The sequence below is a fragment of the Microvirga rosea genome (genome assembly GCF_020595095.1).
Classification (GTDB): Bacteria; Pseudomonadota; Alphaproteobacteria; order Rhizobiales; family Beijerinckiaceae; genus Microvirga; species Microvirga rosea.
The window spans coordinates 101,624-127,414 of record NZ_JAJDOP010000002.1; the positions used below are offsets into that span (position 1 = coordinate 101,624).

General features: G+C 62.9%; 22 protein-coding genes. 11 read left to right on the forward strand and 11 right to left on the reverse strand.

What is annotated here, in order from left to right; translation table 11 throughout:
• Window positions 1-2: 2 nt before the first annotated feature.
• Entirely contained in the window at window positions 3-659 is a 657-nt protein-coding gene (locus tag LJD17_RS04780; protein ID WP_227383019.1) for a LabA-like NYN domain-containing protein, read from the forward strand.
• A gap of 91 nt (window positions 660-750) precedes the next feature.
• Here the strand turns inward: LJD17_RS04780 and LJD17_RS04785 are convergent, their stop codons facing one another.
• On the reverse strand, window positions 751-1,539 hold the full coding sequence (locus tag LJD17_RS04785; RefSeq protein WP_227383020.1) for a crotonase/enoyl-CoA hydratase family protein: 789 nt from the start codon (window positions 1,537-1,539) through the stop codon (window positions 751-753).
• An 85-nt stretch (window positions 1,540-1,624) separates the two neighbouring features.
• On the opposite strand from LJD17_RS04785, the gene LJD17_RS04790 reads away from it, so the two are divergent.
• Entirely contained in the window at window positions 1,625-2,224 is a 600-nt protein-coding gene (locus LJD17_RS04790) for a TetR/AcrR family transcriptional regulator (RefSeq protein ID WP_227383021.1), read from the forward strand.
• On the opposite strand, the gene smpB is transcribed toward LJD17_RS04790, so the two are convergent.
• Together smpB and dapA are read right to left on the reverse strand one after the other, a co-directional pair.
• Window positions 2,205-2,678, reverse strand: coding sequence for an SsrA-binding protein SmpB (gene smpB / locus LJD17_RS04795; protein ID WP_227383022.1), 474 nt, complete (start codon window positions 2,676-2,678; stop codon window positions 2,205-2,207). The genes LJD17_RS04790 and smpB overlap by 20 nt on opposite strands.
• Window positions 2,679-2,682: 4 nt before the next feature.
• A complete protein-coding gene (gene dapA, locus LJD17_RS04800) occupies window positions 2,683-3,567 on the reverse strand; it encodes a 4-hydroxy-tetrahydrodipicolinate synthase (protein ID WP_227383023.1) in 885 nt (294 codons plus the stop codon).
• 178 nt (window positions 3,568-3,745) lie between these two features.
• Between dapA and LJD17_RS04805 the strand changes: the two genes are divergently transcribed.
• Window positions 3,746-5,860: a lytic transglycosylase domain-containing protein gene (locus tag LJD17_RS04805; RefSeq protein ID WP_227383024.1), complete on the forward strand. Its 2,115-nt coding sequence runs from the start codon at window positions 3,746-3,748 to the stop codon at window positions 5,858-5,860.
• Between the two features lie 40 nt (window positions 5,861-5,900).
• Entirely contained in the window at window positions 5,901-6,794 is an 894-nt protein-coding gene (locus LJD17_RS04810; protein ID WP_227383025.1) for an alpha/beta fold hydrolase, read from the forward strand.
• Window positions 6,795-7,033: 239 nt separating this feature from the next.
• Here the strand turns inward: LJD17_RS04810 and LJD17_RS04815 are convergent, their stop codons facing one another.
• From LJD17_RS04815 to LJD17_RS04830, 4 genes are all read right to left on the reverse strand, one after another.
• Window positions 7,034-8,338 carry a porin gene (locus LJD17_RS04815; protein ID WP_227383026.1) on the reverse strand — a complete coding sequence of 435 codons (1,305 nt, stop codon included), beginning with the start codon at window positions 8,336-8,338 and terminating at the stop codon, window positions 7,034-7,036.
• 497 nt (window positions 8,339-8,835) lie between these two features.
• Window positions 8,836-9,951, reverse strand: a complete 1,116-nt coding sequence (gene hppD / locus LJD17_RS04820; protein WP_227383027.1) for a 4-hydroxyphenylpyruvate dioxygenase — start codon at window positions 9,949-9,951, stop codon at window positions 8,836-8,838.
• A gap of 81 nt (window positions 9,952-10,032) precedes the next feature.
• The gene (gene maiA, locus LJD17_RS04825) at window positions 10,033-10,659 is read right to left on the reverse strand and encodes a maleylacetoacetate isomerase (protein WP_227383028.1); all 627 of its coding nucleotides are present in this window, start codon (window positions 10,657-10,659) and stop codon (window positions 10,033-10,035) included.
• Entirely contained in the window at window positions 10,656-11,156 is a 501-nt protein-coding gene (locus LJD17_RS04830; RefSeq protein ID WP_227383029.1) for a MarR family winged helix-turn-helix transcriptional regulator, read from the reverse strand. The genes maiA and LJD17_RS04830 overlap by 4 nt, the downstream gene beginning before the upstream one ends.
• A 115-nt stretch (window positions 11,157-11,271) precedes the next feature.
• Between LJD17_RS04830 and hmgA the strand changes: the two genes are divergently transcribed.
• Window positions 11,272-12,639 (forward strand): homogentisate 1,2-dioxygenase, encoded by a 1,368-nt coding sequence (gene hmgA / locus LJD17_RS04835; protein ID WP_227383030.1) that lies wholly within the window; start codon window positions 11,272-11,274, stop codon window positions 12,637-12,639.
• A 5-nt stretch (window positions 12,640-12,644) separates the two neighbouring features.
• Here the strand turns inward: hmgA and LJD17_RS04840 are convergent, their stop codons facing one another.
• Entirely contained in the window at window positions 12,645-13,610 is a 966-nt protein-coding gene (locus LJD17_RS04840) for an endonuclease/exonuclease/phosphatase family protein (protein ID WP_227383031.1), read from the reverse strand.
• Window positions 13,611-13,646: 36 nt separating this feature from the next.
• Window positions 13,647-14,735, reverse strand: a complete 1,089-nt coding sequence (locus LJD17_RS04845; protein ID WP_227383647.1) for a TRAP transporter substrate-binding protein — start codon at window positions 14,733-14,735, stop codon at window positions 13,647-13,649.
• Window positions 14,736-14,814: 79 nt separating this feature from the next.
• Between LJD17_RS04845 and LJD17_RS04850 the strand changes: the two genes are divergently transcribed.
• The 3 genes from LJD17_RS04850 to LJD17_RS04860 all read left to right on the forward strand — a co-directional run bounded on the left by LJD17_RS04850 (window position 14,815) and on the right by LJD17_RS04860 (window position 17,074).
• Window positions 14,815-15,834, forward strand: coding sequence for a fumarylacetoacetate hydrolase family protein (locus LJD17_RS04850; protein ID WP_227383032.1), 1,020 nt, complete (start codon window positions 14,815-14,817; stop codon window positions 15,832-15,834).
• Window positions 15,831-16,199 carry a VOC family protein gene (locus tag LJD17_RS04855; protein WP_227383033.1) on the forward strand — a complete coding sequence of 123 codons (369 nt, stop codon included), beginning with the start codon at window positions 15,831-15,833 and terminating at the stop codon, window positions 16,197-16,199. Before LJD17_RS04850 ends, LJD17_RS04855 begins: the two co-directional genes overlap by 4 nt.
• Before the next feature lie 92 nt (window positions 16,200-16,291).
• A complete protein-coding gene (locus LJD17_RS04860) occupies window positions 16,292-17,074 on the forward strand; it encodes a tellurite resistance TerB family protein (RefSeq protein WP_227383034.1) in 783 nt (260 codons plus the stop codon).
• Between the two features lie 27 nt (window positions 17,075-17,101).
• On the opposite strand, the gene LJD17_RS04865 is transcribed toward LJD17_RS04860, so the two are convergent.
• Window positions 17,102-18,910, reverse strand: coding sequence for an ABC-F family ATP-binding cassette domain-containing protein (locus LJD17_RS04865; protein WP_227383035.1), 1,809 nt, complete (start codon window positions 18,908-18,910; stop codon window positions 17,102-17,104).
• Window positions 18,911-19,028: 118 nt separating this feature from the next.
• On the opposite strand from LJD17_RS04865, the gene LJD17_RS04870 reads away from it, so the two are divergent.
• Window positions 19,029-21,068 (forward strand): sensor histidine kinase, encoded by a 2,040-nt coding sequence (locus tag LJD17_RS04870; protein ID WP_227383036.1) that lies wholly within the window; start codon window positions 19,029-19,031, stop codon window positions 21,066-21,068.
• Here LJD17_RS04870 and LJD17_RS04875 read toward each other — a convergent pair whose 3' ends face one another.
• Complete coding sequence (locus LJD17_RS04875) at window positions 21,069-22,496, reverse strand: coniferyl aldehyde dehydrogenase (protein WP_227383037.1); 1,428 nt, start codon at window positions 22,494-22,496, stop codon at window positions 21,069-21,071. It abuts the gene before it with no gap.
• 176 nt (window positions 22,497-22,672) lie between these two features.
• Between LJD17_RS04875 and LJD17_RS04880 the strand changes: the two genes are divergently transcribed.
• Together LJD17_RS04880 and LJD17_RS04885 are read left to right on the forward strand one after the other, a co-directional pair.
• Window positions 22,673-24,286 carry an ABC transporter ATP-binding protein gene (locus tag LJD17_RS04880; RefSeq protein WP_227383038.1) on the forward strand — a complete coding sequence of 538 codons (1,614 nt, stop codon included), beginning with the start codon at window positions 22,673-22,675 and terminating at the stop codon, window positions 24,284-24,286.
• Between the two features lie 13 nt (window positions 24,287-24,299).
• Window positions 24,300-25,772 (forward strand): aldehyde dehydrogenase family protein, encoded by a 1,473-nt coding sequence (locus LJD17_RS04885; RefSeq protein WP_406600762.1) that lies wholly within the window; start codon window positions 24,300-24,302, stop codon window positions 25,770-25,772.
• Window positions 25,773-25,791: the final 19 nt, after the last annotated feature.

Below are 25,791 nucleotides of genomic sequence, written 5' to 3' on the forward strand. Positions count from 1 at the left end.
GAATGGCAGGCCAGCAACGGATCGCGCTCTTTATCGACGGAGCCAATCTTTACGCTACGACAAAAACGCTTGGCTTCGACATCGATTATAAGCGTCTTCTTAAAGAATTTCAGAGCCGCGGCATTCTTTTGCGCGCATTTTATTATACAGCCCTCGTGGAAGATCAGGAGTATTCTTCTATTCGTCCGCTGATCGACTGGCTGGACTACAATGGTTACCGCGTGGTGACGAAGCCGACCAAGGAATTCGTCGACTCCACGGGCCGCCGGAAGGTCAAGGGCAACATGGATATCGAGCTCGCCATCGATGCGCTCGAGCTTGCTCCCTACATCGATCACATGGTGCTTTTCTCCGGCGACGGCGACTTCCGCTCGTTGGTCGAGGCCATGCAGCGGCGCGGCGTGCGGGTTTCGGTTGCTTCCACCGTCACGACGCAGCCCCCCATGGTGGCCGACGAGCTTCGTCGTCAGGCGGACGAGTTCCTGGATCTTGCCCAGCTCGCCTCGAAGATCGGTCGTGACCCAACGGAGCGCCCGCAACGCGCCTTGGGTGAAAACGGGGAGCGCCCGGAGCGCGCACCCCGCAATCCGCCGCAGAATGGTGGGCTCGAGCGTCGCTACGGCATTCGTCAGCCACAGGACGACGACTTCGAAATCTGACCGGCCAAAGGTGGATTGCCTGACGTGGGCAAGCCTTCCGGCTTGCCCGTTTCCGTACCTTGAGCCGCCTCCCGACCCTGCCTTACGGCCTTCATCGGCCATGAAAGGTGGGCGGGCGTCTTTCGATCCAGGCCCCTAAACCCTCCGCGAGGTCGGCCGTGGGGACGAGGCTTGCGAATTGCTCGCCTTCCACCTGAAGCCCCTCCCCGATCCCCATGTTCAGGCCGCGCGTCACGGCGGTCACGACACTGCGGATGGCGAGGGGCGATTGGCGCATCAGTCGCTCCGCCATGGCTTGAGCGGCTGGAAGAAGAGCGTCATGCGGCGCGATGCTGTTGATCAAGCCTAACTCCAGGGCGCGATCCGCCGAAAACGGCTCTCCTGTCAGAAGAAGCTCCAGAGCCCTCTTTCTTCCGGCAAGTCGTGGCAGACGCTGCGTGCCGCCGAAGGTCGGTGGCATGCCGAGCAAAATCTCCGGCTTGGCGAACACCGCCCGGTCGCTGGCAATCGCCAGATGCACGGCTTCGACGATTTCGCAGCCTCCCCCGTAAGCAAGACCATTGACGGCGGCGATCACCGGCTTCGGAAATGCTTCCAGCCGGGCCGTCAGCGTCTGTCCGCGCCGCACGAAGTCACGCAACGCGGTCGACGCCCCACGGCTGACGCTTCCGGCAAATTCCGGAATGTCCCCGCCGGCCGAGAAAGCGCGCCCGGAACCGGTGAGGACGACAACCCGCACATCGGCCGCGACTTCGATCGTGTCGAGAAGGCTCAGGAAGCGGTCGATGGTCTCATAGCTGAGAGCGTTCAACTTCCGAGGGCGGTTCAAGGTCAGCCATGCGACCTGATCTTTGACTTCCAAGAGGACGGCGTCGGACATCTTCGTTTCTCCCGATGAGGTGGGGAGACTATGAAGAATGCGTCAGGCCTGTATACTCACTAGTCGGTATACATGGAGCGCCGGAATGCCCGACATTTCGACCCGCGAGAAGATCGTCTCGGCGGCCGTCAAGCTCTTCTACAGCGAGGGAATTCGGAGCGTGAGCGTCGACGCCGTCGCCGAGAGGGCCGGCGTCACCAAGCGCACCCTTTATTATCATTTCGAGAGCAAGGATGACCTCGTCGCCGCCTATCTCGAAGCCCGCGACCAACCGAACCTGGCGCTCTTCAGGCGCTGGTTCTCGGATACGGAAGGCGGCCTCGCCGCAAAGGTGCAGGCCATCTTCCACAATCTGGCCCGCTCCGCTCGGCACCCGAAATGGAAGGGGTGCGGGTTCTTGAGGACCTCGGCGGAACTCGCCAACATGCCGGGTCACCCGGCCATGAAGATCGGCGCGGCGCACAAGAAGAAGTTCGAGGACTGGCTCAAATCCGTCTTCGAGACGGAAGGAATTCAGGATCCGATGCGGCTCGCCCGGCAGGTGGTCCTCCTGCTGGACGGCTCCTTCGCGGTCGTCCTGCTGCACCGCGACCCATCCTATATGGAAACGGCGGGGGAAGCCGCCGCATCTCTCATCGAGGGAGCGCCAAGAACCGGCGGGACCGTCAGCCCTTCTCCCGCATGAGCCGCGACTTCTCGCGGTTCCAGGTGCGTTCCTTCTCCGCCTCGCGCTTGTCGTGCAGCTTCTTGCCGCGTCCGAGCCCGAGTTCCACTTTCGCCCTGCCCCGGTCGTTGAAATAGACCTTGAGCGGGATCACCGTAAAACCTTCCCGCTGCGTGGCGCCGATCAGCTTGTCGATCTGCCGCTTGTGAAGCAGCAGCCGCCGCGGCCGACGCGTCTCGTGATTGAAACGGTTCGCCTGAAGGTATTCCGGAATATAGGCGTTGAAGAGAAAGAACTCTTCGCCGGAAGGGCCCGCATAGGCCTCCCCGATGGTCGCCTTGCCCTGACGCAAGGACTTCACCTCCGTACCGGTCAGGGCGATGCCGGCCTCATAGGTATCAACGATCTCATAGTTGAACCGCGCCTTGCGATTGTCGGCGACGATGCGATGCGCGGATTTCGGGTCGCTTTTCATTATCTCACGCGTTGATCAGGCCTGCATGAACCATGGCGGCGCGCACACGCTTCTTGGTGGCGTCGGACACGGGCAACATGGGCAGGCGCACGTCGTCCTGCATGAGGCCGAGCACGGATGCTGCGTACTTCACGGGCGACGGGTTGGTTTCGACAAACAGCGATTCATGCAACGGCATCAACCGGTCCTGAACCGTCAGGGCGGAGGAATAATCACCGCTGAGGCAAGCCGTCTGCAATTCGGCGCACAGCCGCGGCGCCACGTTCGAGGTGACGGAGATGCAGCCATGCCCGCCATGGGCCATGAAGCCCAGAGCGGTCGCATCCTCGCCCGAGAGCTGGATGAAGTCGGGTCCCATCGCGAGCCGTTGCTGGCTGACACGGGCCATGCTCGCGGTGGCGTCCTTCACGCCGACGATATTCTTGAGCTCGAAGAGCCGCGCCATCGTATCCACGGACATGTCGATCACCGACCGGCCGGGGATATTATAGATGAAGATCGGAATCCCGATGGCGTCGTTGATCGCCTTGAAGTGGTAATAAAGCCCTTCCTGCGTCGGCTTGTTGTAATAAGGGGTGACGATCAGGACGGCATCGGCGCCCACCTTTTCCGCGTGCTTGGAAAAGCCGATCGCCTCTTCCGTGCTGTTGGAACCGGCTCCGGCGATGACCGGGATCTGCCCCTTCACCTCCTCGACGCAGATCTGAATGACCCGGTCATGCTCCTTGTGGCTGAGGGTCGGGCTCTCACCGGTCGTGCCGACGGGCACGAGACCATGCGTGCCATTCTCGATCTGCCAATTGATATGGCCCCGGAACGCCGCCTCATCCACGGCCCCGTCCTTGAAGGGAGTCACGAGAGCCGTGATGGAGCCTTTGAATTGCTTCATGTTCTTCCTCGCTCAAAGCAGCGTCGAATGGGGGATCTCAGGGTTGCTGGCTACACATAGGGCCTGCGGCCCATCCGCGCAAACGGCCCCGTCAAGAGTTGTCCTAGCGCGCTACATGGTGTTTCCTCAAGCATAACGTCGCCAAATCAGGGCATGGGGCGACGACAAGGGGATCACGATGAGCCTCAAGACCCGTCTCCAGCGGCGCCTCCTCGCGTCGGTTCTTCTTGTTCCTCTGTCTTACTCCTTCGCCGATGCCGCTGTTCCATCGGACGAGCCGAATTCCCAACCGCCGGCGGTCGCGGGCGGGGTCCTTCAAGATCCGGAAGCCACGGGTTCCGTTGACGGATACGGCTACGTTCCCGCCATCGCTCCCTTGCGGGACCAGGATTATCTGCCGCTGATCCTCAAGGCCTACCGCAATGGCGATTGGACCGAGGCGGTCATTCTCCAGACGAAGCTGACCGAGACCACCTCCACGGCGCTCACCGAATGGTTTGCCGTCCGGAGCGGCATTCCCATGGGCTTCAACCGGCTCATGGCCTTCCGAAAAGCCTATCCGGACTGGCCGCAGACCACCCAGTTCCGGCGACGGGCCGAAGAGGCTCTGGTGGCGGAGCGCCGCCCCGCCGCTCAGGTCCGCGCTTTCTTTGCGGACCAGAAGCCCCTGACTGCCGGCGGCCGGATCGCCCTCGCTTTCGCCTACAAGGCGGAAGGGATGGAGAAGGAGGGCAATGCCCTGATCCGCACGATCTGGCGGGAAGACTCGTTCGGACCTGAATGGGAAAGCAAGATTCTGGATCGCTTCCCGGGCGTCCTCGAAGAGGCGGATCATCGCTTCCGCATGGAGCGCCTCCTGTTCAAGGAGAGCTGGGGCGCAGCGCTCCGGGCCGCCGGGTATGCGGGCAAATCCCATGACACGCTCGTGAAGGCCCGGATGGGCCTTTATCAGGGAAAGAAGAAGGCCGAGAAGGCCTTCGCGGCTGTGCCGGCGGCGCTCCGGAAGGATGCGTCCTATCTGTTTTCCCGCGCCCTCTATCTCCGCCGCAGCAACAAGCTGCCGGAAGCGGCGGCCGTCATGGCGCAGGCGCCCCAGGACCCGGATCTCCTCGTGGATGGCGACGAATGGTGGTCGGAGCGCCGCGCCCTGGCTCGAACCTTCCTCGACAAGGGCGACCCCAAGACCGCCTACCAGCTGACCAGCCAGGCGGCGCCGGAATCTGCCGCTCAGCAGATCGAAGCTGCTTTCCATGCAGGCTGGATCGCCCTGCGCTTCCTGAAGGAGCCTGACGCGGCTGCGACGCACTTCGCCGCGGCCGAGAAGGCGGCCACCACGCCGATTTCCCTGTCGCGGGTCGCCTATTGGCGGGCAAGGGCCGCGGAAGAAGCGGGATCGGCCCAGGACGCAAAGATCTATTACGAGCGCGCGGCCGAGCGCCCGACGACCTATTACGGCCAACTGGCGAAATCCAAGCTCGGTCAGTTCATCACGCTCAGAACCGTCGAACCGCTGTCCCCGGAAGCCCGGCAGACATTCGACAAGCTTGTTCCGGTCCAGGTCCTCGTCACCCTCCAGCATCTGGACGAGCCTGAGCTGACCCTCGGGCTTTATACGGAGCTTGCCCAGTCGTTCGACGATCCGGGGCAGCTCGACGCGCTGGCCTCCCTTGCGGCGGAAAAGAAGAATCCCCGGGCCGTCCTTCTTGTGGGAAAGCTGGCGTCTCAGCGCGGTTTCCCTCTGGACATGCATGCCTATCCCCTCGCCGCCATTCCCGACTTCCAACCGGTCGGCGACGAGGTCGAGCCCGCCATGGTTTATGCCATTGCCCGCCAGGAAAGCGCCTTCAATCCCCGGGCGATGTCCAGCGCGGGTGCCCGTGGGCTGATGCAGCTCATGCCCGCAACCGCCAAGGAGACAGCCCGCCGGTTCGGGCTCGGCTTTGATCTCGACCGCTTGGTGAGCGACCCCGTCTACAACGCGAAGCTCGGCTCGGCGCATCTGGGCGAGCTGATGGGCGACTGGAAGGGCTCTCACATCCTCGCTTTCGCCTCCTATAATGCAGGCGGCGGAAACGTCAGGAAATGGATCAAGGCCTATGGAGATCCTCGGACTCCGGGGGTCGATCCGATCGATTGGGTGGAGCGCATCCCGTTTTCGGAAACCCGAAACTACGTTCAACGGGTCCTGGAAAATCTCAACGTCTACCGCGAGCGCCTGAAGGCGCCCGAGCCGGAACCGTTGAAGCCACCATCCACCGATGTCACCGCCGACGCGACACAGCCGGTCGATTGAGGCAAGGTGCCTCTCAAAGGAAATGGATTTGGAACGGACAATGAGCAGCGCGTATCGGGACCTTTTCGTTTCGGCATCGGATGGCCTTCGCCTCTATGTCCGCGATTATGGTCCTGAGCTGGGAAGCGCCCTGCCCGTCGTCTGCTTGCCGGGGCTTGCCCGCACCTCCGAGGATTTTCATGACCTCGCCATGAGCCTCAGCCAGGACCCGTCCACTCCCCGCCGAGTTCTATCCCTCGATTACCGCGGCCGGGGACGCTCGGACTGGGACAAGGACTGGCGTCAGTACGACGTGAGAATCGAGGCGAACGACGTCCTTCAGGTTCTGACCGTCACGGGAATTCACAAGGCCGTCTTCGTGGGAACGTCGCGGGGCGGCCTCATCACCATGGCCCTGGGCGCCATCCATCCCACGGTCCTGGCCGCCGCGGTGCTCAACGATGTCGGTCCCGTCATCGAGGGTAAGGGGTTGATGCGCATCCGGGGCTATGTGGGCAAGCTCCCCGTTCCGCGGACCCTGGCCGAGGGAGCGGATCTTCTCAAGCGCATGTCCGATTCGCATTTCCCGCGCCTTACCGACGAGCAATGGCTCAAGCAGGCGAATGGCACCTGGCGGGAGGACAGCGGACGGCTGGTCCTCCGCTATGACCCTGAGCTGATGAAGACCCTGGAGGCTCTCGACCTCGAAATGCCTCTGCCGGATCTCTGGCCGCTGTTCGAAAGCCTGAAGTCGATCCCCGTCCTGGCGATTCGAGGGGCGAATTCGGACCTCCTCAGCGCCAAGACCCTTGAGGCCATGCGGACGAGCCACCCCGACCTGAAGGCGATCACCGTCCCGGATCAGGGGCATGCGCCCGCCTTGGAAGGCGATCTGATCGCCGCGATCAGGCAGTTGATCGCGGAAACCGAGAATCGCCTGAGCGCCGCTGCATAGCGCGCCACCGCGCAACCAGCCCTTTCAAAAACAGACCGGAACGGCTCCGGGCCTCGAGCTCGGCGGCTTCCTGCGCCCTTTTGAGTTTGCCGTGCATGCCCTTCCGGCACCGGCGCCGTGAACCCTCGCCTGATCGCCGTCGCCGGGCAGCCTGCCCACGTCCCGTTTCGCCAAGTTTCGCCAAAAGAAAAACCCCGGTGTTTCCACCGGGGTTTTCCTCACCAATCGGGTTGAGCCGATTAGAAGTCGCGCTGAACGCGGAAGCGGCCTTCCCAGCCATTGGAGTTGCGGAAGCCGATGCCCGTTGCCGGGTTGATGCCACGCAGATCCGTGTTGGCGTAGATCACTTCCACACCGAGGTCGAGGCCCGACACCGGCTGCCAGAAGACGTTGGCGCCGAGGCGGTACTCACGGAAGTCAGCCGGGGTGTTGAAGGCCTGGCGGCTGTCCGAGCTCAGGTACGAACCGAAGAAGTTCGAACGGATGGTCGGGGTCCAGTAGTGACGCAGACCACCGGCGATGGCCCAAGCGCGGGTCTTCTTCAGATCGCCCGTGACCGGGTCGATGCTGCCGTCGACAAGCGTCGGGGTGCCGTTCTCGAATGCAGCGAACGGGGTGATGACCGTTCCGGAGTTGCCGCCGTCGAGGTAAGCCGGAGCGCCGTCAGCGAAGGTCGCGGCCAACCACAGAGCATCGCCAGGAGCGAGCTGCGGCAGGTTCACGCCAACGTAACCGGCGATGGCGAAGCCATACTCGGTGTCCGGATAGTCAGACACGCTGCCGATGCCCGGGTACGTGAAGGTCAGCAGGTTGTTGCTGCGGATCTGGTGGATCGCGCCAGAGAGCTGAGCGGTACCCCAGGTGCCGGTGTACTTGATGTTACCGACGAGGTCCGGAGCGCGCTGGCCGGCGTACTGAGCAGCAGCCCAGGTGTCGCCGAAGCGGAGACCTTCACGACGCTCGATACCGTCTTCCAACGAGATCGTGGCCGAGAAGCCGTTGCCGAACGTGAAGGTGTAAGCCAACAGGTCGACGTCGGGAGCGTCGTCGAAGCGCAGCGTACCCATGTGACCGGTGGGCAGATCGCCGTTCGAGAAGAACGAAACCACGCGACCGGCGGTCAGACCACCGAACTGCACGAAGGCTTCAGCAACGTTCGGAGACGTGCTGATCGTGCCCGTGTTGCCGAGGCCGAAAGGCGTGCCGGACGAACGGGTGATCTCGAAGCGGACGAACGTGCGGAGCAGGCCGTAAGCGGTCGCCGTACGAGCGTCGAGCTGGATGCGGCCACGAGCGCGGAAGCCGACAGCATCCTGACCGCGGGTCAGGGGCTCACCGTACAGGTAGTCCGCACGAACGCGGCCACCAACGCGCAGGCAGGTTTCCGTGCCCGGGATGTAGAAGAAGCCTGCACCGTAGGTGGAGCAGACGCGAACGTATTCAACAGGAGCAGCCTTCTTCGCGGGAAGATCGGCAGCTTGAGCGCCGGCAACGGCGGCGAGACCCGCGACCGATCCGAGCAGAAGGCTCTTAACGAGCTTCATTGGTTGACCTCCAAAGTTTCGAGACCCTTGGGGGGCCGGGTTTTGTGCCTCGACTGCTTCTACGAAGCGTAAAACACGTCCCTTGTCCCCTAGAGACCTGACGACCCCACCTTCGTGGTTGGAACCGGCAAATCACGACTGGGGTGCCCCCGTCGTTGTGGTCACATTACCGAGACCGGCTCGCCAAGCAACCAAATGAAGGCCCAAAAGCGGCCGGAAAGGGGGGTTTTCATAGGTATGTTGCACAAAGGCAACGATAACTCAGGGGGGGTGTTTACCCTTCGTAAAGATTTGGGGCCAGTTTCCTAACAACCTCTTAATAAAAAAGGGAAATCCCGACCCTCGGCGCTGAGAATCCGGGTCGTCGGGGTCAAGTTGGAAGCTGCCCAGCCTGTGGATGAAACGCTTCCGCACCGCCGGGCCAGGATGCCCTTCGAACGAGAAAAAGGCCGGGACATGCCGGCCTTTTTCGAATCGATTCCGTCTCGAAGGGGCGTTCAAGCGACCTTCGGCTTGAGAACCCCGCGGCGGATCTGATCCTCCTCGATCGACTCGAAGAGCGCCTTGAAGTTGCCCTCGCCGAATCCGTCGTCGCCCTTGCGCTGAATGAACTCGAAGAAAATCGGCCCGATGGCGGTTTTACCGAAGCGCTGAAGCAGGACCTTCGTGAAGCCCCCTTCGACCACCCCTTCACCGTCGATCAGGATGCCGTTCTTCTTCAGGCGCTCGATCGGCTCCTCGTGGCTGGGCAGTCGCTTGTCGATGCGGGAATAATAGATTTCGTTCGGGGCCGGCATGAAATCGACGCCCTGCTCCAGGAGCTTTTCGATGGACTCATAGAGGTCATGGGAGCCCAGGGCGACGTGCTGGATGCCCTCGCCCTTGTATTCCTGCAGATATTCCTCGATCTGCCCGCTCTCTCCGGCATCCTCGTTGATGGGGATGCGGATCTTCCCGTCCGGGCTCGTCATGGCGCGGGAATGGAGGCCGGTCAGCTTTCCTTCGATGTCGAAGTAGCGAATCTGCCGGAAGTTGAAGAGCTTCTCATAGAACCCGGCCCACTCGCTCAGGCGGCCGCGATAAACGTTATGAGTCAGGTGGTCGAGGTAATAAAGGCCGACGCCTTGCGGCTTCGGGTCCTTCTCGCCGATCCATTCGAAATCGACATCGTAGATGGAGCCCTTCGCCCCGTACCGATCCACCAGATAGATCTGCAGCCCTCCGATTCCCTCGATGGCGGGAATCTCGAGTTCGTTCGGGCCGGCCTGTGTCTGGACCGGCTTTGCCCCGAGGGAGAGAGCCCGGTCATAGGCATATTTCGCATCGACGACCCGGAAGGCCATCGCCGGGGCGCTGGGTCCGTGCTGGCTGGCGAAGCGCTCGGCGAAGGAGCCCGGTTGGGCATTGACGATGAAGTTGATGTCGCCCTGCCGATAAAGCACCACTTTCTTCGAGCGGTGCTTCGCCACGAGGGAGAATCCCATCATTTTGAAGAGGCGGTCGAGCTCTTCCGGATTCGGATGGCAGAACTCGACGAACTCGAAGCCGTCCGTCCCCATCGGGTTATCGGCCGAAATGGCCGGGGGCGGGGCATCATGCGGAAACGGACCCATAGCTTTCCTCCTTCAATGGCCCGGCCGATGGCCGAGCCGGCAGTTGCAACGACGCCGCGCCTTGAGACGAGGCGCAGAGTTTCAGGCCGCGTCCGGCTGGTTAGCCGGCGCGGCTTCTCGAAAGGCGGCGTGGCGAGCGCAGGCCTCGTCCACGGCCCGGATCTTCGGGTAGTCGTCGAGCGCAATATTGAAGCGCCGCGCATTGAAGACCTGGGGCACGAGATAAAGATCCGCCAAGGTGATCCGGGTGCCGAACGCATAGGGTCCAGGCTCGATCAGCTTCTCGACGGCCTCGAATCCTTCGCTGACCCAATGGCGATACCAATCGTCGGCGGCGGCCTGGTCATGGCCAAGGCGGTTCTTGAGGTAGGCCAGGGTCCCGGAATTGTTGAGCGGGTGAATATCGCAGGCAATGATGCTCGAAACGGCTCGGACCCGCGCGCGCTGCATGGCCCCGACCGGCAGAAGTGGCGGCTCGGGGTAAACCTCGTCGAGATATTCCAGCAGGGCGGTCGATTGTGTCAGCACCGTCTCGCCCAGATCGAGCGCGGGAACACGACCTTGGGGGTTGATCCGCCGGTAATCCTCCGCCTTCTGCTCCCCTTTCAGAAGGTTAATGGGCACCGCTTCGTAGCGGACGCCTTTCAAGTTGAGGGCGATTCGAACCCGATAGGCCGCCGAGGAGCGAAAATAGGTGTAGAGCTTCACGCCTCGACCTCCCCTTCCGGCGCAAGGGCTCGGGCGCGTGTGGTCAGCCGGTCGATCAGGGCGGCGAGAAGGGCCTGCTCCTGGGGGGTGAGCACGGACATGACCTTGCTCTCGAACCCGAGGGCCTCCGGAACAAGCGACTCATAGATCCGCCGCCCCTCCTCCGTCAGGGCCAGCAGCTCCTCCCGCCGGTCGTCCTTGTTGGGCTGCCGTCGAATCAGCCCGCGCTGTTCGAGGGCCGATACGGCCCGGGACACGGTCGATTTATGCATGACTCCGTGCGCCGCGATGTCCCTCGCCGTACCGACATCGTACTGGCCGAGGGTCGCGACGACCCGCCAGGCGGGGATCGAGAGCCCGAAGCGGTCCGCATAGATCTGGGCCAGCGCAGTCGACGTAAGGCTCGCCAGGACGTTGAGGCGGTAAGGCAAAAACCTCTCAAGGACGAGCTGGGGCTCGAACGATTCCTTGGTGGCGATGGATCCCGATGCCGTCATTGACACAATCCGTTGCTCATGCAACCAATAGGCCATAATAGTTGCAATGGCAACCACCTTTCTGGATTTCCGGAACGCCGAGGCTTGTCCGGCGGCACCCCTGGAGGAAAGAGCGATGAACGTTCAGAACGTCTCCGGTTTCCACTCTCCCGATCAGCGCCGCAGCGCCATCGTCCCGGGCTATATGTCCGGCTTCGGGAACTCCTTCGAGACCGAGGCTCTCGAAGGGGCCCTCCCGGTCGGGCGCAACTCCCCGCAGAAAATCAACTACGGTCTTTATGCGGAGCAGTTGTCTGGCTCGCCGTTCACGGCCCCGCAAGCGACCAATCAGCGTTCCTGGCTTTATCGCATCCGCCCGTCCGTGAAGCATTCCGGCCGCTACGTGAAAGTGGACAAGGGCCTGATGCGCACCGCTCCCGCAGCCCGCGAGGAAAGCGATCTTCCTCTCGGGCAACTGCGCTGGGATCCGCTGCCGCTTCCGACGCACGACGCGACATTCATCACCGGCCTTGCGACCATTACGACTGCGGGCGATTCCGACACGCAGGTCGGCATGGCGGCCCACGTGCTTCTCGTCACCCGGTCCATGGAGAACGAGTATTTCTTCAATGCGGACGGCGAGTACCTGATCGTCGCGCAGGAGAACCTGCTGCGCTTCCGGACCGAATTCGGGATCATCGACATCGAGCCCGGCGAGATCGCCGTGATTCCACGCGGCGTCATCTTCAGGATGGAACTGCCTTCAGGCCCGGCCCGCGCCTATGTGTGCGAGAATTACGGTGGCGCCTTCACCCTGCCCGATCGCGGGCCGATCGGCGCCAACTGCCTCGCCAACCCGCGCGACTTCCTCACCCCTGTGGCCGCCTACGAGGACAAGGAAGAGCCGTCCTTCCTTTACGTAAAATGGGGCGGCGAGCTGTATCGCACCGAGATCGGCCAGTCGCCCCTCGATGTGGTGGCGTGGCATGGCAACTACGCGCCGTACAAATACGATCTGAGACATTTCTCGCCGGTCGGCGCCATCATGTTCGACCACCCGGACCCGTCGATCTTCACGGTTCTGACGGCTCCGTCCGAAACACCCGGCACGGCGAACGTCGATTTCGTGATCTTCCCGGAACGCTGGGCCGTGGCGGAGAACACGTTCCGGCCGCCCTGGTACCATCGGAACCTGATGTCGGAATTCATGGGCCTCGTCTACGGCGTGTACGACGCAAAACCCGAGGGCTTCGTGCCGGGCGGCATGTCCCTGCACAACCAGATGCTTCCCCATGGTCCCGATACGACCGCGTTCGAACATGCCAGCAACGTGGAGCTGAAACCCGTCAAACTCGAAGGCACCCTGGCATTCATGTTCGAGACCCGCTTCCCGCAGCGCGTGACGAAATTCGCGGCGGACTCGGCAGCCTTGCAGGACAATTACATCGATTGCTGGCGGGATTTGAAAAAACACTTCGATCCGAACCAGCGGGAACCGAAGTAGGCGGCTCAGCGAGCCTTGAAGGCAAGTTCGGCGATGAGCGGCAAATGATCCGATCCAAGGTCTTCAGCGGTTCGAATGCGGACGACCTGAAGGCCGGCACCGATCAGGATGTGATCGATCGGGAGCCCGAACAGAGGGGAGCTGGAATTCCATGTGCCTGAAATCCCCCTCGACCTGGTCGTGTCGTAAAGGCCCGTTTGATCGACGAATGACCGAAACGTGTTGGACCAGGGGGTCATGTTGAGATCTCCCATGACGAGGACGGCATCGTCCGGGGCGGCGAGAATGTGCCGTGCGGCAATCGCGAGCTGGCTCTGCTGGCGCCTTGCACCCTCGTCAAAGGGTTGGTCCGCATGAAGTCCGATAAAGGTCAGACATCGCATCGCCGTGTCCGGGTCGCACAAACGGGCCGCCAGAACCGACCGAAACCGCGCAACGCTGCGATCAACCGACCATGTGAGCGGCTTCCAGCGGCTGATGAACACGACATCCAGCGGAATGCCTTCATGTTCGGCGACACGGTAAGGGTACCGCTCTTCAAGCTTCTGGAGGAAATCAGCACCCGACGGCGCCTCCTCCAGCAGAATGACGTCCGGCCCCTCCCTGTCGATCAAACGCCGAAGGGCAGCAAGATCGGTGTTCGTGCCATGCATGTTGAACGTCATGACACGAATGCGATCGTGCGCATCGGCGCCGCGGTTGCCCTCGGCCTGCGCCCCCGACACGTAAGGTGCCAGGGGTACGGCGTTAACGACCGTCAGGACAAGACTCAGCACCAGGGCAATCCTGGACCGCAGCACGATCGCCACGGCGGAGCAAACCATGCCGAAGACGACGAGCTGGGGCCGGAAATGCGACAGAAGATCCAGTCGCCACGACCAAGCGCCGAGGAAGCTTCCGACCGTCGCGACAAAAAGAAGTGCTGCCAGTGCGCCCGGCAGCACCATCCGACCCTGTTGAGCGAACCTCACGGCGCCCTGCTCTGGTCCGGCATCGTCTTTTCGAGGCTATGCTCGTCCGCGCGTGCGGATCATGAAGGTGTCGAACGCGTATTCGTTGAGCTGCCACCAGGGCAACACATCGTTGCGGTACGCCACCATCGAATCATAGCCTTTCTTGAAGTCCGGATTCTTGGCGGACAGTTCGGCATAGAGTTCGTTCGCGGCCTTCAGCGACGCCTCCATGATGGGCTGGGAGAAGGTGCGCAGTTCCGCGCCGTTCGCCACCATCCGGCGCAGGGCCGGGCCGTTCACGGCATCGTACTTGCCGAGCATCCAGTTGTTCGCGGCTTCCGAGGCTTGGGCCATGATGGCCTGGTAGTTCTTCGGCAGCTCGTCCCACTTCTTCTGGTTGATCACGAGGTGCAGCATCGCGCCGCCCTCCCACCAGCCGGGGGCATAGTAGTACTTGGCGACCTTGAGGAAGCCCAGCTTCTCGTCGTCATAGGGGCCGACGAATTCCGCGGCGTCGAGGGTGCCGCGCTCCAAGGCCGGATAAACGTCGCCCGGCGCGATCTGCTGCGGCACGACGCCGAGCTTTGCGAGAACCATGCCGCCCAGCCCGCCGACGCGGAACTTGAGGCCCTTGAGATCATCGACGGAATTGATCTCCTTACGGAAGAAGCCGCCCATCTGCGCGCCGGAATTCCCGCATACCAGGGACGTGACGTCGTAGCGGGCCAGAACCTCGTTGATGATTTCCTTGCCGCCCCCGAAGTGCCACCAGGCCTGCTGCTGCCGGGCGTTGAGGCTGAAGGGCAGCCCCGTCCCGAGGCCGAGCGCGGGTTCCTTGCCGATGTAATAGTAGACGGGTGTATGGGCGCATTCGACCGACCCGTTCTGGACCGCATCGAGAGCCTGGAGGCCGCCGACGATTTCGCCCGGCCCGAAAACCTGGATCTGGAATTTGTTGTCCGTCGCCTCCGCCATGTATTTGGCGAAGGTCTGTGCGGTTCCGAAGATCGTATCGAGGGACTTGGGGAAGCTCGACGTCAGGCGCCAGCGGATTTCCGGCGCGGATTGTGCAATCGCAGGCGCCGCCACCGTTCCGGCTGCGGCCGCAAGTCCGGCCCCCGCCAGAAAGGTTCGTCTTTTCATGTTGATCGTCGTCATAGGCGTTTCCCTGCAATTCGTTTCGTTGCAACCTGAGTGAAGCATAACAACCCGGTCGGTGGCTATGAAGCTTTCTTCCCTTAAACAAGGCCGTGACGGCCGCCTCGTCGTGGTCTCGAAGGACCTCACCCGCGCAACGGACGCTTTTTTCATCGTTCCGACGTTGCAGCAAGCCCTTGATGATTGGGAAAGGTTTGGCCCACGGCTGCAGGACCTGTCGGAGCAGCTGGAACACGGCTCCGTGCCGTCGATCCGGTTTCATGAACACGATTGCGATTCGCCCCTTCCCCGTGCTTACCAATGGGCGGACGGATCCGCCTATGTGAACCACGTCGAACTCGTTCGGAAAGCGCGCGGCGCCGAAATGCCCGCTTCCTTCTGGACCGACCCACTCATGTATCAGGGCGGCTCCGACACTTTTCTCGGCCCCCGCGATCCCATCGTCGCCATGGACGAGGCTCACGGCATCGACTTCGAGGCCGAAATCGCGGTGATTACCGGCGATGTCCCCATGGGCGCCTCGCGCGATGAAGCCGCGCGAGCGATCCGCCTCATCATGCTGGTCAACGACGTATCGTTGCGTAATCTTATCCCGGCGGAGCTGGCCAAGGGGTTTGGCTTCTTCCAGGCAAAACCATCCTCCGCCTTCTCGCCTATTGCCGTCACTCCCGACGAACTCGGCGAGGCGTGGGATGGCGGCAAGATCCATCTGCCCCTTTTCTCGAGCGTCAACGGCCAGCCCTTCGGAAAACCGAATGCGGGCATCGACATGACGTTCGATTTTCCCACCTTGATCGCCCATGCGGCGAAAACGCGACCGCTCGGAGCCGGGACGATCATCGGCTCCGGCACCGTTTCGAACAAGGACGAGGGCGGCGGCCCCGGCCGTCCGGCGGCGGAAGGCGGGGTCGGTTATTCCTGCATCGCCGAACAGCGCACCATCGAGACCATTGTCAGCGGGCAGCCCAAGACACCGTTCCTCCGTTTCGGCGACACGGTCCGCATCGAGATGAAGGACCGGCACGGTCATTCGATTTTCGGAGCCATCGAGCAGACGGTGACGGCTCTGGAGCCGGCGACGTGATCCATCGCCTCGACCATGTCCAGCTGGCCATTCCGGCGGGCATGGAGGATGCGAGCCGGCAGTTCTACATTGGTCTGCTGGGCATGGAGGAAATCGACAAGCCCGCTGCTCTCGCCGCCCGCGGCGGACTTTGGCTGCGGGCCGGGAACGACGTGCAGATCCATCTTGGTGTGGAGACCGGTTTCCAACCGGCCCGGAAGGCGCATCCGGGCTTCGTCGTTCATGATGTGGATCGTTTGGCCGAAGCGCTGATCGCGGCCGGCCATCGCGTCGAGTGGGATGATGCTCTGCCCGGAATTCGCCGCTTCTACGTGGCAGATCCCTCCGGCAACAGGCTCGAATTCATGAGCGAAGGCATGCGCTGATCAAAGCCGGGGCATCAGCCGCGCCTCCCCGTGGAACCGTTTCGGGCATGTTGTCTTGTCACTTGGCATGCCGGCGCAAGGGGAGAACGAACATGAATCTGGGCAGCCTTCTCGAAGGTCTTCTGAACAATCAGGGGAATGCACGCGGTCAATCGCCTCTCGGAACAGGATCCCCCGGGCAAGGAGGCGGGCAAGGAGGCTTCGGCAACCTTCCCGGCAATTTCGGTGATCTGTCATCCCGTATTCCCGGCGGCATGGGTGGTCTCGCAGGCGGCGCACTTCTGTCACTGATCCTGGGGTCCAAGACGGGCCGATCAGCGGGCGGGTCGCTCCTGAAGGCCGGTGGCCTCGCCGTTCTGTCGGCCGTCGCCATGAAGGCTTACCAGGACTGGCAGAACCGGCAGGCCCCTGGAACCAGCACGGGTCCGGAAAATCTGCCGCAGCAGATTCCATCGGGCAGCGGCTTCCATATCGGCGAGGAAAAGGACAGCAGCGGGCGCGAGTTCGGTGTCGCCCTCATCCAGGCCATGATCTCGGCGGCGAAATCGGATGGGCATCTCGACGGCCAGGAAAGCGCCCGGATCCAGGAGCAGATCCAGAAACTGGGCCTTGGGGCCGAGGAGAAGGGTTTCCTCATGGATGTGATGGGAAAGCCGGCGGATGCGGCCGCCGTCGCACGGCTGGCCGGAACGCAGGCGCAGGCCTCGGAACTCTATGTGGCATCCTTGCTCGCCATCGGTGACGCGGACACCCCCGAGGAGAAGGCCTATCTCCAGCAATTGACGGCCCAGATGCAGCTTCCGCCGGACCTCGTGGCACACCTGGATGCCCAAGTCTCCGCCCTGCGGCTGGGATCGGCACAGGGCGTCGCCTGATCGGACGTTGCCGGGGGGATAGGAAACCTATCCCTCCAGCTCTTCCCGCAGCATCTCCAGCTCAAGCCAGCGCTCCTCGGCCGCGCTGAGTTCCCCTTGAAGGCTTGCGAGAGCATCCATCGCTTTCTGGAAGCGGGCCGGATCGCGCCCGTAGAGATCCGGATCGGCCAGGATCTCCTGAACCTTGGCGATTTTCGCCTCAAGCTCCTCCATACGCTTCGGAAGCGTCTTGAGGTCGTGCTGTTCGTTGAAATTCAGCTTGCGCTTGGGCGAAGCCCCCTGCCCCACTGGCAGCGGCTTCTCGGCCTTCGGCTTCAGATCCTTTTCCACGACACGCGCCTGCACGCCTTCCCCGCGCTGCGCGACCATGTCCGTATAGCCGCCCGCGTACTCGATCCAGCGCCCCGTCCCTTCCGCAACGAGAACGGAACTCACGGTTCTGTCGAGGAAGTCGCGATCATGGCTGACCAGGATGACCGTGCCCGAATAGTCGGTGATCATCTCCTGGAGCAGGTCCAGGGTTTCGAGATCGAGATCGTTGGTCGGTTCGTCCAGCACCAACAGGTTCGAGGGCTGAGCCAGGGCACGGGCCAGCATGAGGCGATTGCGCTCACCGCCGGAGAGGACGCCGACCGAGGTGCGGGCCTGTTCGGGCGAGAACAGAAAGTCCTTCATGTAGCCGATGACGTGCTTCGTCTGGCCGCCGATCGTCACCGTGTCGCCGCGCCCGCCGGTGAGGGTTTCCGCGACGGTCGCGTTCGGGTCGAGGCTCGCCCGTCGTTGATCGAGGGTCACCATCTGGAGGTTGGCTCCCAGGCGAACTTTTCCCTCGTCCGGCGGAATTACACCGGTCAGGAGGTTGATCAGAGTGGTCTTCCCCGCCCCGTTCGGGCCTACGATGCCGAGCCGGTCTCCGCGAAGGACCCGGATCGACAGATCGGAGACGATCGGGCGCTCCCCATAGGATTTGGAGATCTTCTCCCCTTCCACGACGAGGGTGCCGGATTGCTCGGCCTCGGCGAGGGTCATGGAAATGGTCCCGACCGCTCGCTTCTGCTCCCGGCGCTGCTGGCGCAGGGCATAAAGATTGCCGAGCCTTCGGACATTGCGCTTCCGACGGGCCGTGACGCCGTAGCGCAGCCAATCGGCCTCGGCGACCAGCTTCCGGTCGAGCTTGTGGCGCTCCTGCTCCTCCTGCTCGAGGACCTCGTCGCGCCAAGCCTCGAAGGAGGCGAAGCCGCGATCCATCCGGCGGGTCAATCCTCGATCGAGCCAGACGGTCGCCTGAGAAAGATTTTCCAGAAAGCGCCGGTCGTGGCTGATCAGGACAAGAGCCGACCGGATGGTCTTCAGCTCGCTTTCCAGCCATTCGATGATCGGCAGGTCGAGATGGTTCGTCGGCTCGTCCAGCAGGAGAATGTCGGGAGACGGAGCGAGAACCTGGGCCAGGGCGGCACGCCTCGCCTCGCCGCCGGACAGCTGGCCAGGCCGCTCGTCGCCCGAGAGCCCCAGTTGCTCAAGGAGATAGCGGGCACGGTACGGATCGTCGCTCGGGCTCAAACCTGCTTCCACGAAGGCGAGCGTCGTCTCGTACGCGCTCAGGTCGGGCTCCTGCGCCAGATAACGGATCGTAGCGCCCGGCTGGACGAAGCGCTGCCCCCGGTCGGCCTCTATGAGCCCCGCGGCGATTTTGAGCAAAGTGGATTTCCCGGAGCCGTTGCGGCCGACGAGGCACGCCCTCTCGCCGGGAGCCACCGAGAGTTCCGCGCTCTCGATCAGCGGCGTGCCGCCGAAAGTGAGAGCGATGTTCTGAAGGGTAAGAAGGGGAGGAGCCATCTACGCTCCGTGACACCTCACAGCGGCAGATGCAAGATGAGAGGCGCCTAAACAGCTGCGCGGGGTGGACGCTTCGGGATCTTTGTGGTCCCCTTGTGTCGAGAAGCTGGACCTGTGCATGACTCTGACGAGGCGATTGCTCCTTCTGGCATTGATTTCTGTTCTGCCGGCGATCGTAATCTGGACGTACACGGAGGTTTCTCTACGCCGTGCCCGCGAGGCTGAAATCAGCGATCTCGTGCTTCGTCAGGCGAAGCTCGCCGGTTCCGAGCTGGAGCGTGTGTTCGATGGTATCCATAGTCTCCTGATCGCGGTCGACGAGACGAACCTGATCCGCCGGTTCGACAAGCCCGCCTGCGACATCTATCTCGCGGCCCTGCAACGAAAGGTCCCACATCTTCTGGCTTTCGCTGCCCTCGATCTGGAAGGGAACGTCCGGTGTCAGGATGCGCAGGTCGGCACTCAGCGGACCTTCGAAGACCGCAGCTATTTCAAGGATGTCCTCGCCGGCCGCCGGTTCGCGATCGGCCAATATGAGGCTGAATTCCCAGAAGGCGGGCTTGGGCCTCATCCCGTCCTGCCCCTGGCGCTCCCCATTCCGAATGAAAACGGGCAACTCGGCGGTGTCCTCGTCACGGCTCTCGACCTGAACTGGCTCGGCCAGAATCTCAAGCTTCGCGCCTTGCCGGAAGGCGGCTCCCTGACAATCGCCGATTCAGCGGGGACGATCATCGCCCGCGAACCGTCCCATGCCACCTTTCTCGGGACCAAACTCCCCGAGAACTTCATGGAGCAGGTCAAGCGCGGCGGCACGGAGGCGATAGAGACGGTAACCCAGGACGATATCAAGCAGATCGTCGGTTTTGCGAGGGTCAAGGCTCCGCCACGGGACATGTATGTCGCACTGGGGCTGCCCTGGAAGGCTGCCTTCGAGGCGATCAACCGGGCGGCCAAGCGCGGTTTCGTCCTGATCGCCGCTGCCCTTCTGCTCGCCATGTCCCTGTCTTCGCTGACGAGCCGCGCCTTCATCACCAAGTCTTTCGAGGCCATGACCGACGCGGTTCGCGCCTGGCGACGAGGCAACTATCACGCCAGGATCAATCCCCGGGGGGCACCCGCCGAGCTGCGCATTCTGGCGCAGGCCTTCAACGATCTGATGGATGACGTCGCGGAGCGCCAGAAGGCACTCCAGACCAGCGAGGAACAGGCTCGCCTCGCTCTGGAAGCGGGCCATATGGGAACATGGTGGTACGATCACGCGACCGGCGTCGGAGGCCTCTCGGCACAAGCTGCCGCGCTGCTCGGGCTCCCAGCCCACAAAACGAGCCTCACGGTTCCCGAATGGCAGGACACCGTTCATCCGGAGGATGCCGAAAGCGTCCTCAAGAAGATGAGGGCTGCGGTTCGTGGGGATGGCCACTACGAGGACGAGTACCGCATTCAACTGCCGGATAGCGAAATGCGGTGGCTGAGCGCGAAGGGGCGTGTGTTCTTCGACGCTGAAGATCGGCCGATCACTTTTGTCGGAATCTTTCACGACATTACGGAACGCAAGAGGGCTGAAAGCCAGCAGCGTTTCCTGCTCGGGGAATTGAACCACCGCGTCAAAAACACCCTCGCGACGGTGCAGTCCATTGCGAGCCAGACCATCCGATCCGCGCCGGATCTGTCGAACTTCAAGGCATCTTTCGAAGGCCGCCTGATGGCGTTGTCGAAAACGCACGACATCCTGACGCGGAGCTCCTGGCGCGAAGCCAACCTCCGGGACATCGCCGAGCAGGAACTTGAACCCTATCGCAAAAAGGGTGATGAACGCGTGCTTCTCGAAGGACCCCGGGTGAGGCTTTCGGCCCGCTATGCCATCAATTTCGGCCTGGTGCTCCACGAGCTCGTGACGAATGCGGTCAAATATGGAGCGCTTTCCAGCTCTTCGGGGATCGTCGAACTGAAATGGTCCGTCAGCGTGGACGAGCGAAACCGGTCGATGCTCCGCTTCTCCTGGAAGGAAACCGGAGGGCCTCCAACGGAAATTCCCAGGCGCCAAGGCTTTGGCTCACGCCTCATCAAGCGCAGCATCGAGGGGGAGATGGCCGGTCGCATGACAATCGACTTCGAGCGGTCAGGGATCGTCTACGAATTCCTGATCCCCTTGGACTGATCATCGCAGGACAAGGCCGAGAAGACGTTCCACCATCCGGCCGTAGGGCGGCTTTGTCAGGCCGCTGCCGTTGAAGCGAGCCTGGTGAAAGACGGACTTTGCATGACTGAAAGTCCTGAAGCCGGCCTCTCCGTGATAGGTCCCCATGCCGCTCGCACCGACGCCGCCGAACGGAAGTTCTTCCTGAACGCAGTGAAGCAATGTGTCGTTGACCGCGACGCCACCCGATACCGTTCGTGCGAGAGTCCGGTCGACGATCGTCCTGTCGTGGCTGAAAAGATAAAGCGCCAGCGGTCGAGGACGCGCATTGATGAAGGCGTACGCCTCCTCCAACGTATCGTAGGCGACGATCGGAAGAACCGGACCGAAGATCTCCTCCTGCATGACTGCCGCTTCTTCCGGCACGGAGGAAAGCAGCACGGGAGCCATTTTACCGGCGTGCCGCTCGATCGCGCCTCCAGTCGAATAGATCTCTCGCAGTATCGCACCGCGGGTGCATGCATCGTCCACAAGCTGCGTCAGTCGCTTGAGGTGCCGCTCGTTGATGATGGCCGTGTAATCGGGATTGTCTGCGATGGTCGGATAAAGACGTAGCGCGGCCGTGGCGAAAGCGTCGATGAAGGCCGCCTCGAGATGACGGGGAACGAGTGCGTAATCCGGCGCGATGCAGGTTTGGCCGGCATTGAAGAGTTTCCCGACCGCGATGCGCTCGGCCGCCCTCTCGACGGGAAAGTCAGGCGCAACGATGGCCGGCGATTTTCCGCCCAGCTCCAGCGTGACCGGCACGAGATTGTCGGCCGCCGCGCGCATGACCTGCCGCCCCACGGACGTGGAGCCCGTAAACAACAGGTGATCGAAGGCAAGGCCGGCGAATGCTCTTGCAACATCGGCGCCTCCTTGCACCACACGTACTTCATCCGGGTCGAAGACCTCTTCGACGATGCTGGCGATCAGAGCGGCCGTGGACGGCGTGAACTCCGACGGTTTGATCATCACCCGGTTTCCGGCTGCGATCGCGCCTATGAGAGGGCCGAGAGTCAGCTGAACCGGATAGTTCCAAGGACCGATGATCCCGACAACTCCCAGCGGCTGATGGATCACCTCGCCGGAAGCGGGCCGAAACATCATGCTGATGGGCCGCCGTCGCGGCTTGATCCACTTGCGCAGGTGGCGGCGCGCATGGCGCAGCCCTGAAACGACGGGAAAAAGATCCGCGAGCCTGGTCTCGTGAACCGAGCGATGTCCGAAATCTGTCCGGACTGCCTCCGCCATATCGTCGCTACGCCGCAGAAGCGCTTTTGCCAGTTCGTCGAGGACTTCCATGCGCCGCGCGACGGAAAGCGGTCCCTTTTCCTGCGAAGCGTGACGGAGCGACGTGAAGCTTCGGAACAAGGTTTCGTCGCCGACCGGGATGGCAAGGCTCTGCAAAACTGGGCAAACTCCGTCGTTGGAACCCGAGAATATGGCGGAGCCGCGATATTCCTCAATGGAGGAAGGTCCACCGGCTTCGACAGAACCATGGATTGACGGGACGGATCATATGGCGAGGATGGGCGAACCGGCCCGCACCCCTGCCCGCCGGCAAGTTTCAAAAAGGAATGAGAATGATGCTGAAAGGCTCTCCGGTTCTGTCGATCGAGAACCTTTCCATCGGGCTGCCCCGGCTCGCCGACCGGCAATATGCCATCCAGAACCTCTCCCTTTCCATCGGGCAGGGTGAAACCCTCTGCGTCGTCGGCGAGTCCGGCTCGGGCAAATCGATGACCGCCATGGCCACCATCGGGCTGCTGCCGAACGGCGTGCAGGTCCTCTCGGGTTCCATCAGGCTGGCCGGAACCGACATCCTGTCGTTGAACGAGGCAGGATGGTGCGATCTCCGGGGACGCGAGGTCGGAACGGTCTTTCAGGAACCGATGACCTCTCTCAACCCGGTCATGCGCATCACGGACCAGATTGCCGAGACCTTTCGGGCTCACGGGCTTCTCAGCCAGGCCGAGCGCGAGAAGCGGACGCTGGAGCTTCTGACCGAGGTCAACCTTCCTCAGCCGGAACTCATTGCCCGCGCTTATCCGCACGAGCTTTCAGGAGGCCAGCGCCAGAGGGTCATGATCGCGATGGCTTTGGCGCTGGAGCCCAAGCTGCTCATCACCGACGAGCCGACGACCGCCCTCGACGTCACGACCCAGGCGCAGGTTCTCCGGCTGATCGACAATCTCCGGCGCAAGAAAGGAACGGCGGTTCTGTTCATCACGCACGATTTCGGCGTCGTGGCGGAAATCGCCGACCGGGTGGCCGTGCTGCAGCAGGGGCAGCTGGTCGAGCAAGGACCGGTGGAGGACGTTCTCAGGCGCCCCCAGCACCCCTACACGCAACGCCTGCTCGCGGCGGTGCCGTCGCTCACCCCTCCTCCGGCCAAGCCGCTGCAGGGGAGCCCGATCCTCCTGAAGGTCGAGTCCCTGACGAAGACCTATGGCGGGCGAGGCTTTTTCAAGAAAAACCGCAAAGTTCAGGCCGCGGACGCGGTGAGCTTCGATATCAGGCGCGGTGAAACCTTGGGACTCGTCGGAGAATCCGGTTCAGGAAAATCCACGGTCGGGCGCTGCGTCCTGCGGCTGATAGAACCGGACCAGGGCCGGATCGGAATCGGCGAGCTCCCGTTCAGCGATCTGTCGCAACGGGAGCTGCGTCCCCACCGCCGCAAGATCCAGATCGTTTTCCAGGATCCCTTCACGTCCCTGAACCCACGGCGCACCGTCGGCCATATCATTTCCGAAGGGCCCATCATGCAGGGCGAGAAGCCGGAGGAGGCTCTTGCCCGCACCCGCGCCCTCCTCGCAACCGTCGGATTGCCCGAGCAGGCCGCGGATCGGTATCCGCACGAATTCTCGGGCGGACAGCGTCAAAGGATCGGGATCGCCCGGGCGCTCGCCATGCGCCCCGACGTCCTGGTCGCCGATGAAGCCGTCTCGGCCCTCGACGTGTCGGTGCAGGCGGACATCCTGACGCTGATCCGCAACCTGCAGAAGGAATTGGGGCTCGCCATTCTGTTCATCACCCACGATCTGAGGGTGGCGGCGCAGATCTGCGATCGCGTGGCAGTCATGCAAAAAGGCCGGATTGTGGAATTGGCGGAAACCGCGCAACTCTTCGCCGCACCCCAGAATCCCTATACACGCCAGCTCCTGGCCGCCGTGCCGGGCATGCAGAGAATGACTTGAGGAGGAAGCCGACGTGAACGATCAGGTCAGCACGACAATCGCACCGGACATGGTGCACCGCCATCTTATCGGAGGTCGGTCGGTTCCGGCCTCGAACGGCGAGATGCTGGACGTTTTCTCCCCTGTTGACGGCCGGGTCTTCGCCCGCATCGCATCCGGCACGAAGCAGGATATCGACGACGCCGTCCGCGCCGCCAGAACCGCTTTTGAGGGAGAATGGTCGCGGCTGACGGCCACCGAGCGCGGCCGTCTTCTCATCAAGCTCGCCGCCGCCGTCGAGGCCGACGCGGACGCCCTTGCGGCCCTGGAAAGCCGCGACAACGGCAAGCCCCTGCGCCAGGCGAGAGCGGACGCGGTGGCCCTCGCCCGCTATCTCGAGTTCTACGGCAGCGCCGCGGACAAGCTGCACGGCGACGTCATTCCCTATCTGACGACGCATTTCATCGGCGTCGAGCGCGTTCCCCACGGCGTGACCGGTCACATCGTGCCCTGGAACTATCCGATGCAGATTTTCGGCCGGTCGGTCGGCGCTGCGCTCGCGGCCGGCAACGCAACTGTCGTGAAGCCCGCGGAGGATGCATCCCTCACGATCCTGCACGTCGCCGCCATCGCACAGAAGGTCGGCTTTCCGGACGGGGCGCTCAACGTGGTCACGGGCCTCGGGCGAACGGCCGGCTCCGCCCTCTCCGCTCACCCGGGGATCGATTTCCTGTCCTTCACGGGCAGCCCCGAAACGGGAACGGCCGTCCAGACGGCGGCGGCCCAGAATCATGTGGGCGTCACCCTCGAGCTGGGCGGAAAATCCGCGCAGGTCGTGTTCGATGACGCCGATCTCGAACGGGCGCTCCCGACCCTCGTCAACGCCATCATCCAGAACGGCGGGCAGACCTGCTCTGCCGGCAGCCGGCTGCTGATCCAGCGCGGGATCTTCGACAAGGTGGTGACTGCGGTCTCGGAGCGTTTCCAGACCCTGAAGGCCGGACGCCCCGACCGCGATCCCGACCTCGGCCCGATGATCAACCAGGCGCAGCAGCGCCGCGTCCAGACCTATCTGGAGCGCGGCCAGGGCGAGGGCCTGAGCATCGCGGCGTCCGGCACCATCGCGGCGGACGTTCCGGAGGGCGGCTACTACGTGGCGCCCGCATTTTTCGCGCCTGTCCCCCATCAGAGCATCCTCTCCCAGGAGGAGGTCTTCGGCCCGGTTCTCGTCGCCACGCCGTTCGAGGACGAGGCCGAGGCGGTCCGGCTCGCCAACGGCACCGCCTATGGGCTCGTTGCCGGTGTCTGGACCCGGGACGCCATGCGCTCGACCCGGGTCGGCCGCGCCATGCGGGCGGGTCAGGTTTTCGTGAATTGCTACGGTGCGGGGGGAGGCATCGAACTGCCGTTCGGCGGTTTCGGGCGCTCGGGCCACGGCCGTGAAAAGGGCTTCGAGGGACTTGTGGAATTTACGACCACCCGGACTCTCGTTATCGCGCACGGATAAGTCCGGCATCAGCACATCA